General features: G+C 67.8%; 11 protein-coding genes. 8 read left to right on the top strand and 3 right to left on the bottom strand.

Going from position 1 to position 14,031, the window contains the following annotated elements:
- Positions 1-165 precede the first annotated feature (165 nt).
- A complete protein-coding gene (locus BN12_RS00915; protein ID WP_048549634.1) occupies positions 166-1,014 on the top strand; it encodes an SDR family oxidoreductase in 849 nt (282 codons plus the stop codon).
- A 482-nt stretch (positions 1,015-1,496) separates the two neighbouring features.
- Here the strand turns inward: BN12_RS00915 and BN12_RS00910 are convergent, their stop codons facing one another.
- Positions 1,497-2,771 (bottom strand): MFS transporter, encoded by a 1,275-nt coding sequence (locus BN12_RS00910; RefSeq protein WP_162233012.1) that lies wholly within the window; start codon positions 2,769-2,771, stop codon positions 1,497-1,499.
- A gap of 188 nt (positions 2,772-2,959) precedes the next feature.
- Here BN12_RS00910 and BN12_RS00905 point away from each other — a divergent pair, with 188 nt between their 5' ends.
- Positions 2,960-3,688 (top strand): IclR family transcriptional regulator, encoded by a 729-nt coding sequence (locus BN12_RS00905; protein ID WP_048549632.1) that lies wholly within the window; start codon positions 2,960-2,962, stop codon positions 3,686-3,688.
- Between the two features lie 103 nt (positions 3,689-3,791).
- On the opposite strand, the gene BN12_RS00900 is transcribed toward BN12_RS00905, so the two are convergent.
- Positions 3,792-4,451: a Type 1 glutamine amidotransferase-like domain-containing protein gene (locus BN12_RS00900; RefSeq protein ID WP_048549631.1), complete on the bottom strand. Its 660-nt coding sequence runs from the start codon at positions 4,449-4,451 to the stop codon at positions 3,792-3,794.
- 424 nt (positions 4,452-4,875) lie between these two features.
- Between BN12_RS00900 and BN12_RS00895 the strand changes: the two genes are divergently transcribed.
- Both BN12_RS00895 and BN12_RS00890 read left to right on the top strand, forming a co-directional pair.
- Positions 4,876-5,418: a hypothetical protein gene (locus tag BN12_RS00895; RefSeq protein WP_157635274.1), complete on the top strand. Its 543-nt coding sequence runs from the start codon at positions 4,876-4,878 to the stop codon at positions 5,416-5,418.
- Positions 5,419-6,043: 625 nt separating this feature from the next.
- Complete coding sequence (locus tag BN12_RS00890) at positions 6,044-6,838, top strand: RICIN domain-containing protein (protein ID WP_162233011.1); 795 nt, start codon at positions 6,044-6,046, stop codon at positions 6,836-6,838.
- 120 nt (positions 6,839-6,958) lie between these two features.
- Here BN12_RS00890 and BN12_RS00885 read toward each other — a convergent pair whose 3' ends face one another.
- Positions 6,959-8,698, bottom strand: coding sequence for a sensor histidine kinase (locus BN12_RS00885; RefSeq protein WP_048549628.1), 1,740 nt, complete (start codon positions 8,696-8,698; stop codon positions 6,959-6,961).
- Positions 8,699-9,319: 621 nt separating this feature from the next.
- Between BN12_RS00885 and BN12_RS00880 the strand changes: the two genes are divergently transcribed.
- From BN12_RS00880 to BN12_RS00865, 4 genes are all read left to right on the top strand, one after another.
- On the top strand, positions 9,320-9,979 hold the full coding sequence (locus BN12_RS00880; protein WP_048549627.1) for a LuxR C-terminal-related transcriptional regulator: 660 nt from the start codon (positions 9,320-9,322) through the stop codon (positions 9,977-9,979).
- 203 nt (positions 9,980-10,182) lie between these two features.
- On the top strand, positions 10,183-10,953 hold the full coding sequence (locus BN12_RS23305) for a pentapeptide repeat-containing protein (RefSeq protein ID WP_162233010.1): 771 nt from the start codon (positions 10,183-10,185) through the stop codon (positions 10,951-10,953).
- A 196-nt stretch (positions 10,954-11,149) separates the two neighbouring features.
- Positions 11,150-12,034 (top strand): LysR family transcriptional regulator, encoded by an 885-nt coding sequence (locus BN12_RS00870; RefSeq protein WP_083454304.1) that lies wholly within the window; start codon positions 11,150-11,152, stop codon positions 12,032-12,034.
- Positions 12,035-12,247: 213 nt separating this feature from the next.
- Complete coding sequence (locus tag BN12_RS00865; protein ID WP_048549625.1) at positions 12,248-13,756, top strand: PA domain-containing protein; 1,509 nt, start codon at positions 12,248-12,250, stop codon at positions 13,754-13,756.
- Positions 13,757-14,031 lie beyond the last annotated feature (275 nt).

The following is a 14,031-nucleotide window of genomic DNA, read 5'->3' as shown; positions in this document are numbered from 1 at the left end:
CTGCGCGAGTTCACGTTCGTCGACCGTCGGCGGGCTCGCTGATGGCAGCACGAATGTGGGGTTCGTCGGCGCGGTCCTCGCGTCCAACAAGTCCACGCGATACACCGACGTCGTCGAAGCCCTGCTTCGCCCAGAGCACCCCAACGTCCACCAGGAGTCCTGACCATGGCACACAGCAAGCGACTTGACGGCCGTACGATCCTGATGTCCGGCGGAAGCCGCGGAATCGGCCTTGCGATCGCGATCGCGGCTGCGAAGGAGGGCGCCAACGTCGCGCTCCTCGCCAAGACTGATGTCCCAGATCCACGCCTACCCGGCACGATCCACACCGCCGCCACACAGATCGAGACGGCCGGCGGCCACGCCTTGGCGATCGTCGGGGACGTCCGCGACGAGGCCTCGGTGGAGAACGCGGTCGCTAGGACTGTCGAGCACTTTGGGGGGATCGACATCGTGGTCAACAACGCCTCGGCCATCAACCTCGCCAAGACCATCGACCTGCCCATGAAGCGGTTCGACCTGATGATGTCGATCGAACACCGCGGCACCTATCTGCTGACCTCCAAAGCGCTTCCGTACCTTGTGTCGGGAACAAACCCCCACATCCTGACTCTCTCCCCGCCGCTGAACATGAGTCCGAAGTGGCTCGCGGCCCACCCGGGATACACCCTCGCGAAGTACGGAATGTCTCTGCTCGCCCTGTGCTGGGCCGAGGAGTACCGCGAGGCAGGCGTCGCCTCCAACACCCTTTGGCCCGAGACCCTGATCGCAACTGCAGCAGTGCAGAATCTGCTCGGCGGCGAGGATGTCATGGAGAAGTCGCGGACACCGGAGATCATGGCCGATGCGGCCATCGAGGTGCTTACGCAGCCGTCGAGGACGACCACCGGAAGGTCGTTCCTCGACGTCGACGTGCTTGCCGCCGCAGGCATTACCGACCTGTCACCGTATGGCGGCACCGTCGAGCTCGAGCTCGACGTGTTCGTGGACCCGCGGCCTGAGACCCTGGCGTGACCCTGAGGTGGTTCTCCGGGGGAACTTCGAGTTGCGCGGTGGTAGGTCGACCATCAGGTCAAAGTCACGCCGACTTCCTCACCAAGGCCGACGCGGAGGCCTGGCTCGGCGATCAGCATCAGCGAACCGGCCCCTTCTCGTAGTTCTCCCGATAGATTGTCAGCGGGCGAGCCGGCGTGCGCATCCATCGACAGGTCGGTCGTCTGTCCTCTCTTGACCACAGGTTGGTGACAATCGCCCCCTGCTGCTGTCGTGTCGGTAGGCGGAAGCGTCCAGGCGACGTCCCATGCCTGCCCAGCGGGGGACGATTGTGGCGCCGTGCCGGCCGTAGTTGCGCATCCAGAGCGAGAGGTCGCCAGCGCGAGTGTCCACGCCGTCGTGGACCAGGCCGTCGAAGTCCCCTCGGGCCCGGAAGAAGGTGCGTCTCATCCGCCGCCTGCGGATAAGACAGAGTTGAAGTGGGGTGCCGCAGGCTGCGGTCATCAGGGTGGGTCCGGCGCGTCGCTTGCGCGACTGAACGGCGTCCTACCGTGTGTCGGTCGGCGGTGCTGGGCGCGCGGTGGTGTGCTGGTCCCGGGGGTGCGTCGACGGATGGCTGGTGTGAGCAGGGCGATGATTCCGATGAGGCTGCACGCGATGGCTGAGGTGGTGAGGATCTCTGAGGTCGAGAAGCGATGGAGCGCGAGGCTGCCGAGTGCACCTCCGACAGGAACGGCCGTGATGGTCAGGGCGCGTTGGGTGCCGAACACGCGTCCTCGCATACCGGCAGGGGTCCAGTGGTAGAGAGCGGTGGACTCGACGGTTGCGTAGGGTCCCCAGACGATTCCTGAGGCGGCGTAGATGATGCAGGCCACCCACGCGGAATGGGTCAGCACGAGGGGAATAAGGACAGCACCGTAGAGGATGGCGCCGCTGGCGTTGACGACTCCTGGTCGGTCAAGCATGCACAGCCGCGGTGCGAGCAGAAGTCCGGTCAGCGAGCCCAGTCCGAGGAGGACGCGCATCAGGCTGTAGGTGCCGGCGTCGCCATCCAGGTTGGTCTCCACCAGCCTGGGCAAGAGCGGCTGGAACGGTCCGTAGACGAAGAAGTAGCCGGTCGATAGGGCGACCAGCGCGGTGACCGACGGCAACCACCAGATCGGGACGGCCCGCGTCGGAGCAGGTTCGGGGCCCCGCCGAAGGGGCCCCGGAGTGGGCAGACGCGAGGCGACAGCGCCCGCCCCAGCCATCAGGATGGCCGGTACCACGAACGTGGAGCCCTGTGCCCATTCCAGGACAGGCCCGGCCATCAGCGCAGACACGATGATCGGCAGTTGGTCTGCGAGGGAGAGCATGGTGTTGGCGCGGGCGATCTGCGCGTCCGGGACCAGCTGCGGCATCAATGTGCGGGCGGCGGCGTAGGTCATGGGCGAGGTTGCCGCGCAGCCGGCCAGGACGAGGCAGAACAGGCGGTAGGACACCTCCCCGTGCAGTTCAGCGGCGGCCAGCACCAGACATAGTGACCCTCGCGCGGACGCGTCCACCAGCATCATGGCGCGGGGACCGAAGGCGTCCACGGCACGTCCCCCCAGCAGGCCTCCGAGGAGGGTGGGTCCTCTCGTGGCCAAGACCAGGACGGCGGTCTGCAGACCGGACCATTCGCGTTGAGCCGCGATCCAGAAGACGACGAAGAGGAGGTACCAGTCGACGGTGGAGGCCGCGCACAGCGCGACCACGAGAGACCAGGCCTGGTTGGGAAGGCGACGACCGCCGTTCACCGTGTCATGGTCTCCATGGGCACCTGGCTCATGACAGGGGGGTGTTCGGGGTTTACGCTGCCGCACAAGCTTGAACGTATGAGTTCGCGATGCGGTCAGCTCGGCCCGGATCGCGAACGCAGGCGAATCTTCGTGGAAACGGATGTGAAGCGGTGGCCAGGCCACGGGATGCTCCAGGATCAGGCCATGTGCAGGCCGTGGAGCGGTCGGTCGAGCTGCTCAGAGCGGTCGCGGCGTCCTCTGGCTCCGACTGCAGCGCGGCTGCCCTCGCACACCGCTGCGGGCTGCAGCGAACGACTGCCTGGCGGCTCTTGATGACTCTTGAGAGCCAGGGGATGGTCATGCGCGACCAGCGAAACGGCTGGTTCTCCCTGGGCCCGACATTGCTGCAGCTGCGAGCGAGTGTGGGCGGCGATAGTCTGGTGGAGGCGGCCCAACCCGTCCTGGAACGCCTCAGCCTCGAGACCGGTGAAACCGCATGCCTGGGCATCGTTGACGGCGATCAGGTCCACTACACCGCTGAAGTGATACCCGCCGTCGCCCACGAGGAGTCATGGCTGGGGCAGCGAGTGCACTTGCATGCCTCATCGATGGGGAAGGCGTTCCTCGCCTTCATCGAGCCGCAACGCGTCGAAAGTATTCTTGGGGCTCATCCACCGAGATACTCGGCCGCTACCATCACCCGGCTCGATGACCTTCACGCCGAGCTGGACCGCATCCGCACCAGAGGGTATGCCCTTTACCGAGGCGAACTGGAAAACGACGATTCGTGGGGCGTCGCCGCTCCCATCTTCGGATCGCTGGGTCAACCCCTGGCCGTTCTGTGTCTGTGGGGGCCAGACGACCGCGGCGACCAGGCCCGCCTGCAAGCCCTGGGACGCATGACGCGTCATGCCGCGCGTGAACTGAGCCTGTAGCCGCGAAACCGCAGTCTTTGCGTCACACGTCGTCAGTCATCCTCGCTGTCTGCGGCAGGTGCGGGAGGACCATGGAGTGGAGCTGATGACGCGATGTGGACCGCTACGAGAGCAGCATCCAGTGCCCCTCGCTGACGACCTCGACGTGGCCGTCCACCACCGTGATAGCGGTCTGGTCGTCGATCGCGTATGCCGCGCCCCCGATCTCGGCGGCCCACGGCACCGCCTCGGCACGGGTATTGCCGGGAAAGACGTTGAGGTGGGGGAAGATCGAGAAGTCGACGACGCCGAGGGTCTTGTCGTCCTGCGCCAAGGGCCATTCCACGAAGTAGTCACCGATCCGTGGGGTCATCACCATGCTGCCGGCGCTCACTCCGACCCAGACCGTCCGGGGCAGCGTCGGCAGGTGGTCGGCCAGCCCGGACCGCCTCATCCAGTGGCAGAGGTAGGTCGCATCGCCGCCGTCCACCAGCAGGACGTCGGTGTCGCGAACCCACGGAAGCCAACGTTCCTCGCCGATGCTGGGCAGTGCCGTGAGCTCGAGAACGCCGAGGGACTTCCACCCCAAGGACACCAACCCACCCCACGGGGGCTCGCCGGCGACGATGCCGCGCACCGAACCGGGCCCACACATCGGGTGCCCCCACTGCGCCGTGGGGATGCACAGTGCCGAGGAGGCAGCGATGGGCTTGCCCAGCAAGTCCACCAGCGCGTTGCGGATGCTCGGGTTCGTCACGCCCCCGGACGTGAGAAGAAGCTTCACGACGTCTCCCGATCAGAAGGTGGGTTCCCGGCCATGATCCCCCTTCCAGAGATGGCCTGCCGGCCACCGTCTACCTACACCACGAACGACGGCAACCCGAAGCGACACCGATGAGGGACTCGGCTGTCAGCACATCCATTCGACCCACGGGACGGCATGGCTTGACGCCATGGATCGCGCTCCGTTGCAAGGGCGGAGGTCCAGGGCCCCAAGCGCTGCCGCCACCGTCTGCTCCAACGGGAATCACCTCCATATTCTGAACCGCCCTGGTCTTCCGGAGGGTGAGGGATAACCCCCACCCACATGTAGGGAAGGCATGCAGGCGCCTGACCGGCGTCCCGAGCACGCTGTCTTGTGTCAACGCGTCCCCGGACGCACAGCGAGATCCCGGCCGCACGACCGGTCCAGCCGAAGGGCAAGCATCATGAATGTGCGCAGCACCATCAAGGTCGGCGCGGCCATCGCCGCCGTTGCCGCGACCGCCACCCTCACCCCCACCTTCGCCTCGGCGTCTCCGTCCGCGACCGTTGCGAGCGCTCACGCGAGTCACCGAGCCGGCGTGGCAGGCGTCCAAGCGGCCAAGGTGACGAAGCTGTCGGCGGTCTACCAGGGGAAGGTCGTCAACCAGGACATGGTCCTGGGGCCGCAGTCCAGCCCGACCACCCTCACCCAGACTGCGCCCCTGCCGGCCGGCACCTACCTGGTCACGGCCACGGTCGCCGCCGTCATCTCCTCCCATGACCAGATCGTCTGCGCCGCCTACCCCGGCGGCGGCAACGACGGCGTCTTCGGCACCGCGGGCAACCCCGGCACCGGAGGCATCTACGGCACGGCCACGATGACCGACACCGTCACCGTGACCGCCGGGCAGCGGATCCCGGTCGTGTGCAACTCCTTCAACTACGGCCTGGGCACCTACGCCGGCTCGGCCGTCGTCGAGGCCGTGCCCGTGGCGGCCGTGCGCTGACCGGGCGCCAATCCGGACGCGGCCCTTGGCGCCCAGCGGACTGGGCGCCAAGGGCCGATCAAGCCGCCCCCGCGCGGCTCGCATCATCACAACACCTGCTCGGGGGACGTCGTGCCTGTGTCGACCACACCGTGCGCACCCAGCGCGGTGGCACCCATCGCAGCACCTGAGTGGGGCGAGGCCACCGGATCGTGGAGCGTCCTTCGTGCCCTACGCGTCAGTGGCGCCCATCAGGCCATGGCCAACCCTCCCGGGGCCCGTCAGCTGGGACTCCTCTGGTGAACAGGCCCCTCCCACGCTGGACCGCCCCCGAAGGTCGACATCGGCCCAGCCCACGGCAGACGTCGCCGCCATGTCCGTTGTCGGGTCACCGGCAGTGCGGCCCGCTTCACGAGCGGATCCGGTACAGCATCGAGTCTGCGCCTGCGGCTCGTCGCGGCAGCGCCAGGCAGGGACCCGCTCACGACCACCGGGGTTCGACGACAGGAAGGTGAAGGACGACATGAGACCCAGAGACAGATTGTCTGCGGCGGTCGCCGCGTCCGTGCTGACATTGGGTGGCGCAGGGATGCTCGGGGCCCCCCACGCCATGGCCTCAGATGTCACCTTGTGCGGCACTAACACGGTGAACGTGCCGGAGGGCTCGAGCGGCGTCGGAACGGGAACCTACTTGACTCCCGGCCGCAGCCTCGCCGTGCAGGGTGCCGGAGCGATCTGGGCGGGGTACCTGCTCATCGGGCTGAACGGCCCGGGCGGGTTCACCTGGGTCGGCGGTGCGGGCTACCCGGCGCCGTCTGCACGGGCGGACAGCCTGGTGGGCAGGGTCGGCGCCGGCCCTTGGCAGTACATCGGAAGCACCGGTGCTCTCACCAACACGGGAACGACCACCGAGCCGGTCCAGTTCGTGGTGAACGACAACGTGCATGGCAACGGGTCGGGCGCCTTCGGCGCCAACTACACAACATGTGACGACTCCGGGTCGCCTGCTTCGCAGTACAGCGTTCACGAGATGGTTGCCGCGCACAGCGGCAAGTGCCTGGACGTCACCGGATACGGGACCGCGGCGGGAACAAACATCCAGCAGTGGACCTGCCATGGGACGACGAACCAGCAGTGGACCCCTCGGCCCTCTCGCAACGGCTACTTCCAGCTGGTCGCACGGAACAGCGGGGAATGCCTCGACGTCGCCGACGGCGGCTCCTACAACTCGGCCAACGTGAGGCAGATGCCCTGCGCGGCGCAGACGAACCAGGAGTGGAGCTTTGTGCCTGCCGACAGCGGCAGGGACGACTACGCCGTCGTCCTGCGTTCCAGCGGACGGTGTCTGGACGTATCGGGTGTCAGCACCGCCGACGGCGCGAACGTCTTCGTCTGGGACTGTCTGGGCGGCGCCAACCAGGAGTGGCACTTCCAGGGGTGAATGCGAGGGCGAGGCACGTGTCGTCGGTCCCCGGCGGCACCGCCAGGAATCCAGGACGACCAAGCCGGTGGGGGGCCCTGGATCGGCCTCGCCGGGCCCATCGCTTGCGTTGACCCACGCTCAGCCCGGTCGGGGTGCGCCTTCAGCGGCGGGGATCCGAGCCTCGACGCGCGTGCCCTTGCCGGGTGTGCTGGTGATGCGTAGGTGGCCGCCCAGCGCGGCGAGCCGATCCCGCATCCCCGCGAGCGCGTCGGCCTGTTGGTCGAGACTGAACCCCTTCCCGTCATCCTCCACGCAGACGGCCAGGTCGCGGTCCAAGCTCGTCACCGTGACGGTGGCGCTGCAGACACCTGCGTGTTTGACGATGTTGGCCAGTGCCTCGCACACCATCAGGTATGCCGTGCTCTCCACGTCCGGGTGCCAACGCTGAGCGGGCACGTTCAGCGTGACATCGAGGGACAGTCGTTCGGTGGCGTCTTCGAGCGCCGGAGCGAGTCCTCCCTGGGTGAGGATCGCGGGGTAGAGGCCATGGGCGAGGTCGCGCAGCTCTTCCAGGGCCAACAGGAGCTCCTGTCGCGCTGACTTCACGGCGTCCACGGTGGCGGGTTGGTCGGCGGTGGCCTCGATCGCGGCCAGGCGAAGCCCCAAGCCGAGAAGCCTCTGCTGAGCGCCGTCGTGCAGATCCCGCTCGAGCCGGCGGCGTTGTGCGAGTCCGACGTGGAGCAGCCGTTCTCGAGCCTCCTGCACGACCAGGAGCTGGGTGCGCAACCCGACCTCGAGACGGGCGTTCTCCAGGGCCATCTCACTGATCCGCACCGCCGCCGCGACGACATTGCCGTGCTTCGCCAATGCCGGGTCGGTGACCAACAGGGCGAGCGGACGTCCAGCCCGGTCGGTGACCTCGAAGACGAGTCGCCCCGGTGGGCTCGGGACCTCGACGGGCTGACCCGCTCCGTCGACGTACCTGGCGTGCTCGTCGACCCAGAACAGGACGACCAGGCTGTCGTCCGCGAGAGCGTCCCGCAACGCATCGCGGATCTGCCGCGTTGTGACCGGCTGTCTGAGGTCCTCGGCCAAGCCGGCGATGGCGTTGAGCTGCAGGCGACTGCGCAGGGCGCAGGCCGCGAAGGCAGCGGCGAGCAGCGCGATGCTGTATCCGCGCACCTCACCGATCAGCAGGGCGCCGGGCACGCTGGCGATGTTCGCTACCGCGTCGACGATCGAGAGCGCCCCCACGACGACCGCGGCGAGGATCAGAGGCGTGATGGTGCGACGGTCGAGGCGAACCAGAGACCGCCAATGACGGATCAGCAGGCCGAGGAAGACGACGAATGAGACTGCTCCCCAGACAGTCTTGATGTGGAAGAGGCCGGTGAAGAGTGTCTGATGAGGAAGTCCGCTCGGAAGACCGGATACGCCGAGCCGATCCCATGGCCACCGCCCGGTGACGAGCAGCGCGACCTGAAGCAGTGCCGCCGCGGCCGCCAAGGTCAGGACGAAACGTTCGGACCAGCGGTCAAGTGCGTCCAGCGGATACCGCAGCAGGACGGTGAAGCCCAGGACGGTCACGAAGCCGCCCGCGAGCATGGAGACAGGCTCCAGCGGCCCGATGTCCCGTAACCCGAGCTGGTCGAGCAGGTAGACGATCGTCAGGGCGTACAACAGTCGAGCGTTGCCTCGTTGCCCGTGCTCCCCGGACAGCAGCAAGGCCGACAACGCGAAGGAGAAGGCCACGATCAGCCGAGCCCACCCATGGCCGTGCGTCATGACGATGCGAGGCCACACGGACCACAGACCCAAGACAGACGTGGCCGTGATCCAGCCGATCGCCAGAACGCGTCGTGACATGCCCGTCGGCATACCTCCAGAATGCCCGCACCGGGGCCCGAGTGACAGCAGTTCCCGTCACGGAGGAACAACTCGCTCCCAAGGAGACCGCCGCTTTCGAGCCGCGGTCTTCCTCGCCTCGGACTGTCTCCTCGCACCCGGACCGACACCGGTGAAGAGTTGGGGGATATCCCTCTTCCGGTCTGGGACACCCACGCGAAGGATGGCCCCGTGCACCCGCGCGTCCGGCATTCCGGTCGACGAGCCCGGACACCATCGACATGTCAGCTATGGCCTACGAGGAGCGAGCAGGGTCCGCGACGATGATGAAGTCGACACACACGCAGACTCCTGCCTGTCCACGTGGGCGCTGGACCAGAGGACTGTCTCGGGTGGACCGTCGGGCCGATGCGGGTGGATGCTGCCTGGATCAAGGGTGGAGGGAAGCATGACGGCTCTGCACGAGGTGCCGAGACCGCATCCGCCGAGCCCCGCCCGCGATTCCGAGGCCGGGCGGGAGCTTCCGCGCTGTGTGCTGGTGGCGATCGTCGATGCGACGATGGCGCGATCTCGGTGTGCCTTCCTGACCGACGGACGCAACCACCGACCGGCACGTCGGCCAGCGGCAACATCAGCGGTCGAACGGGGGATGCCGTGAGGGTGGCCATCTGCGACGACTCGTTCCTGTTCAGCGACGGCCTCGCCAGGCTGCTGTCCGCGGCCGCCGTCGATGTCCCCCTTCGGGCGCGCGACGGGCAGGAGCTGCTGGCCCGGCTGCGATCCGCAGCCGAGGCTCCCGACGCTGCGATCATCGACATCCGCATGCAGCCGACCTACACCGACGAGGGGATCCGGACCGCCATCGCGGCACGGTCGTCGTTCCCGGCCATGGGGCTGCTGGTCCTGTCCACCTACGCCGAGACCGCATACGCCGCCACACTGCTGGAGGAGTGCGCCAGCGGCATCGGCTACCTGCTGAAGGACCGGGTGAACGACCTCGGCGTGCTCCTCGACGCTCTTGCCAGGGTGGCCAGCGGCGGGACCGTCATCGACGAGAGCATCGTGCGCCGGCTACTGACCAAGGGCCGACAGCGCAACGCTGTTGATCGGCTCACCGCTCGAGAACGGGAGGTGCTGGAGCAGATGGCCTTGGGCCGCTCGAACGTCGGCATCGCCGACGAGCTTCATCTCAGTGTGAAGACAGTCGAGCGACACATCGCCCATCTGCTGCAGGAACTGGGCCTGACGACCGACGCTGGCGACAACCGCAGAGTCCTGGCCGTTCTGGAGTGGCTGCGGTCATCGAGCCAGTAGGCCACGGGCGGTATGCGGCGGCGGGCCGCCCGCCGCCGTGCCTCCCTGCGGTCGACACTTGTGTGATCCGGCCCGACGGCTGAGGCTGACTGGACGCGCGCCGATCCGACTCGGCCAGGTGCCTTCGGGACCTGCCGGCCAGCACATCGATGACTGGGCCTGTCGTAGGGGCAGGTCTCACGTCTCTGAGGAGGAGAGCTGTGATGCGCGGAGTGGAGTCGACGGCATCGGTGTCAACGGAGAACCCCCTCAAGTATTGGTTCGAGCATCATCCGGGACTGGTCACCCTCATCCTCCTGCTCGTCTTGACCACCGCCGGAATCCTGCTGATGACGTGGAAGTCCTCATCGGAGAGCACTCGTGGTCTCGGCGCTGGGATGATCAGCGGCGCGGTGGTGACCCTCGCCCTCTTCTTCGTCCAGCTCTCGATCGACGACGCCAAGAACCAGGCGGCAGACAACGCCGAACAGGCCGCCGCGCGACAGGCCCAGCTCAGCGACAACGCAGCCTTTCGGCTCGCGGTGAGCCTGCAGAACAACCTGACCGGCTTCGACTACACGGGCCACAGCATGCAAGGGTTCTATCTGAGCGGGAAGACCCTGCGCGACGCGGACCTTGCCGGGGTCGACCTGCAGCATGCGACGTTGCACAGCACCGACATGTCGTACGCCGATCTCGGGAACGCCGATCTGAGAGGCGCGAACGCGCACGGCGCAAGCTTCGCCAACGCTTCGCTCGTCGGTGCCGACCTGCGGAAGGCGGACCTGCGCAACGCGACGTTGCGCAATGCCGACCTGCACGGAGCACAGCTGGCCGGTGCAGTGGTCGACGCGGACACGTGCTGGCCGTCGGGGTTCCTCACTCGCCAAGTCCGGCTTGAGGTGCGCGCCGAACCCGTCGTGCACTTCGGCCGGGTGGCGCGGCCGGCATCCGCTGGTCATGTCTGCACGGCCCACGAGGCGACGCCCAGGTAGCGCGTTGGGTGCTGCAGGACGGAGTGCTACCCGCTGAGTCCTGCCCGATGTGGTCCGCGGAACCGAAGCGATCGCCTGCGGCAGCAGGTCGACCGATGCGCGGCGCGACCTGACATCATCGAGACTGTTGCTCGGGCCGTTCGACCATGCCTCGCCAAGAGTGCTGACAGAGCCGGTCAGCGGGGTGGGAGTTGATATGCGAGTGGAGAAGGTCGGCTATTTCGTCCAGGTCGCTCGGTGCGGCTCGCTGCGGCAGGCGGCGGCTCGAGCAGGGATCGCGCAGTCGTCGCTGGCGCAGCAGCTGACCGGCCTCGAGGAAGAGCTCGATCTCCAGCTGATCGAGCGATCCCGGCGGGGAGTCACGCTCACCACCGCTGGAGAGGCGCTGCTGCCGTATGCGATCCGGCTCGTCGACGCCCAGCGTGACCTCGTCGATGCCGCCGTCGCATACAGCACAGGCGCGATCTCCGGTTCGGTGCGGATCGGCACGACACCGATGGCCACGACCTTGGCGGTGATCCCAGTGATCTCGCGACTGCGTCGTGAGTACCCCCGACTTCGGATCGCCATATCGGAGGGCTCCTCGGCACACCTGGAGCAGCTGGTGCTGGCGGGTGAGATCGACTTCGCACTCGTCACGACGTCGCTGCCGGTGCGGCCGAAGGGCGTCACTCGCCGACCGCTGCTCTCCGTGCCGCTCGGGGTGTACGTCCGCCGGGACGACCCGCTCGCGCTCCGAAGGTCGATCACCTGGGACGACCTCGCCCCGCTGCCGCTGGTCTCCATGAACGAGGGCACCACGCTGTGGGCGGTACTGCATGCGCGGCTGGTCGAACCGCGGTCGGATGCTCAGGTCGCCAGTCTGTACCACCTGATGCTCATGGTGGACCAAGGGATCGGCGTCGGGATCGGCATCCGCGTGACGCCGCCTGCCGACGCCGAGATCGTCTGGATCCCGATCGACGGGGAGTCCGAAGGCCTGAAGGTCCAGCTCAGCACACGCGAGAGCTCCCTGCTGACCCGGTCGGCCCGCGTCGTGTACGACGCGCTGGCCAAGCACGTCCAGGAGCTCCAACCGTGAGCGCCGCCTCCGGTTGAGCGGGGCCCACGCCTGGCGAGGCGGTGACCTGTTCCTCCTTCCACGGTGTCCTGCTCGGCCGTCTTCCCGGGAACACGCCGGGTGAGCCACCCTGGGCGCGCACCACCGACACGTCGTGTCAGTCGAGTCACAGGGAATCCGCGAGCCTCGCACGGCACCGTTCCACCCGGCCCACATCCAACAGGAGTCCTCCTCATGGCCCAGCTCTCCCGACGCACCCTGTTGCAGGGATCCGCCGTTGCCGCAGGGCTGACGGCGACCATGGCGGCCGGCCCGGCCCAGGCGTCACCATCGGCGTCCGTGCCCCGGCACGTCACGGGTCTGCGGCCCCGGCGCGGGAGACTGGCAGACACCCGAACGCTGCAGTCTTGGGTCGACTACCTCGCCGACCTGGGACCTCGGTACACCGGAACCGGGCCTCACGCGCGGTTCATCGACGACCTGGCCGTCGCATACCGCAGCCTCGGCTTCGAGATCGACCGGAGGCCGCAGACCTTCCAGCGGTGGACAGCGCGCCGGTACGACCTGACGATCCGAACCCCTGGCGGAGGCGTCGTCCCGGTCAGACCGTCGTTCTACTACCCCTACTCGGGGCAGACGCCGAGCCGGGGCATCCACGCCGGATTGGTGTATGCGGGGACCGGCCGTCCCGCTGATCTGGCCGGGGTCTCGGTGCGAGGAAAGGTCGCCGTCATCGACGCGCCGTGGGCCGACATCGTCCTGGACGATCTGGTCGACACCTGGTTCGGGTTCGCCCCGGGTGTCGACCCGACACAGATGTACAACCGCGCAGCGACGGACCCACTCGTTCGCGACACCGTCGGAGTCCTGCTCGGGCTCAAGGCAGCGGGCGCCGTCGGGTGCATCAAGATCATGCCGATGGCGCGGGCCGACGCATATGGTCAGTACGACCCGTTCGACGGGCTGTCTCGTGACATCCCGGCGATCTGCGTGGACGCCGCCCAGGGTGACCACCTGCGTGCCGTGGCCCGGCGAGGCGGCAGCACCGCGCACCTGGTCCTCGACGCCGAGATCGCCCCGAGCACCCGAACCGATGGGCTGCTCGCGATGCTGCCGGGTGCGAGGGCCGATGACGACGTCGTCGTGGTGAACACGCACACGGACGGCCCGAACGTGGTCGAGGAGAACGGACCCCTCGGGATGCTGTCCATCGGGCAGCGGCTGGCAGCCGTCCCACGGAAGCAGCGGCCTGTGTCGTTCGCGTTCTACTTCGCCACCGGTCACTTCGCACAGACCCAACTGATGCGGTCGGGCGCCTACCTCACCGACTACCCCGACCTGGCCGCCAGGACGAAGGCCGGTGTCACCGTCGAGCATCTCGGTGCCCGCGGCTGGGCGGACGACGGCGTCACCTATCGGCCGACGGGCGACGATGAACCCTCCTCGGTGTACTGCTCGAATCGTGCCGTGGCCATCATCGCCAGGGCGGCCATCCGGCGGAACCGGCTGACCCTCTGCTCACCATCCAAGGGGCCCTTCTACGGTGAAGGCGTCGCCCTCGACGCGGCCGGGATCCCGATGATGTCCTACCTGCCCGGACCCACCTACCTCGTCGCCGAGGCGCGCGACCGACACGTGGACCTGGGATGGTGCGACGTGAACCGGATGCACACCGAAATCGACACCTTGCATCACATGATCCACACCGCCGCTGCCACCAGTCGGGCGGCCCTTGCGCGGTGATCCGTGCGCGAACCGGGCCGAGGCATCCCGTCGCCTGTCTCGCGCCACTCGACCGGGGCCACGACCACTGGCCCGACCTCTTCGGCGGAGGCTCAGTCGGTGCCTCACCCGGAGTCTCGTGCCACAGTGTGCCCGCTCACCTGTGCTGCACGGCTCTGACAGCCGCGGCGGCTGTCGACTGGGCGCCTGTGGAGAACGAGTAGTCGGCTACTCGTGCGCGAAAGGCCCGGCTGAAGACACTGGGAGGGAGCCTGGCTGCGTGGTCTTCGAGGGCT

This window comes from Nostocoides japonicum T1-X7 (assembly GCF_001046855.1).
Classification (GTDB): Bacteria; Actinomycetota; Actinomycetes; order Actinomycetales; family Dermatophilaceae; genus Nostocoides; species Nostocoides japonicum.
The sequence above is the reverse complement of the archived record's forward strand: the minus strand, read 5'-3'. Positions and strand labels throughout refer to the sequence as shown.

What these genes read in the sequence shown, in the direction of transcription:
- BN12_RS00915 (WP_048549634.1), top strand. Translation starts at nt 166, where the DNA reads ATGGCACACAGCAAGCGACTTGACGGCCGTACGATCCTGATGTCCGGC.
- BN12_RS00895 (WP_157635274.1), top strand. Translation starts at nt 4,876, where the DNA reads ATGAATGTGCGCAGCACCATCAAGGTCGGCGCGGCCATCGCCGCCGTT.
- BN12_RS00885 (WP_048549628.1), bottom strand. Translation starts at nt 8,698, where the DNA reads ATGCCGACGGGCATGTCACGACGCGTTCTGGCGATCGGCTGGATCACG.
- BN12_RS23305 (WP_162233010.1), top strand. Translation starts at nt 10,183, where the DNA reads ATGCGCGGAGTGGAGTCGACGGCATCGGTGTCAACGGAGAACCCCCTC.
- BN12_RS00870 (WP_083454304.1), top strand. Translation starts at nt 11,150, where the DNA reads ATGCGAGTGGAGAAGGTCGGCTATTTCGTCCAGGTCGCTCGGTGCGGC.
- BN12_RS00865 (WP_048549625.1), top strand. Translation starts at nt 12,248, where the DNA reads ATGGCCCAGCTCTCCCGACGCACCCTGTTGCAGGGATCCGCCGTTGCC.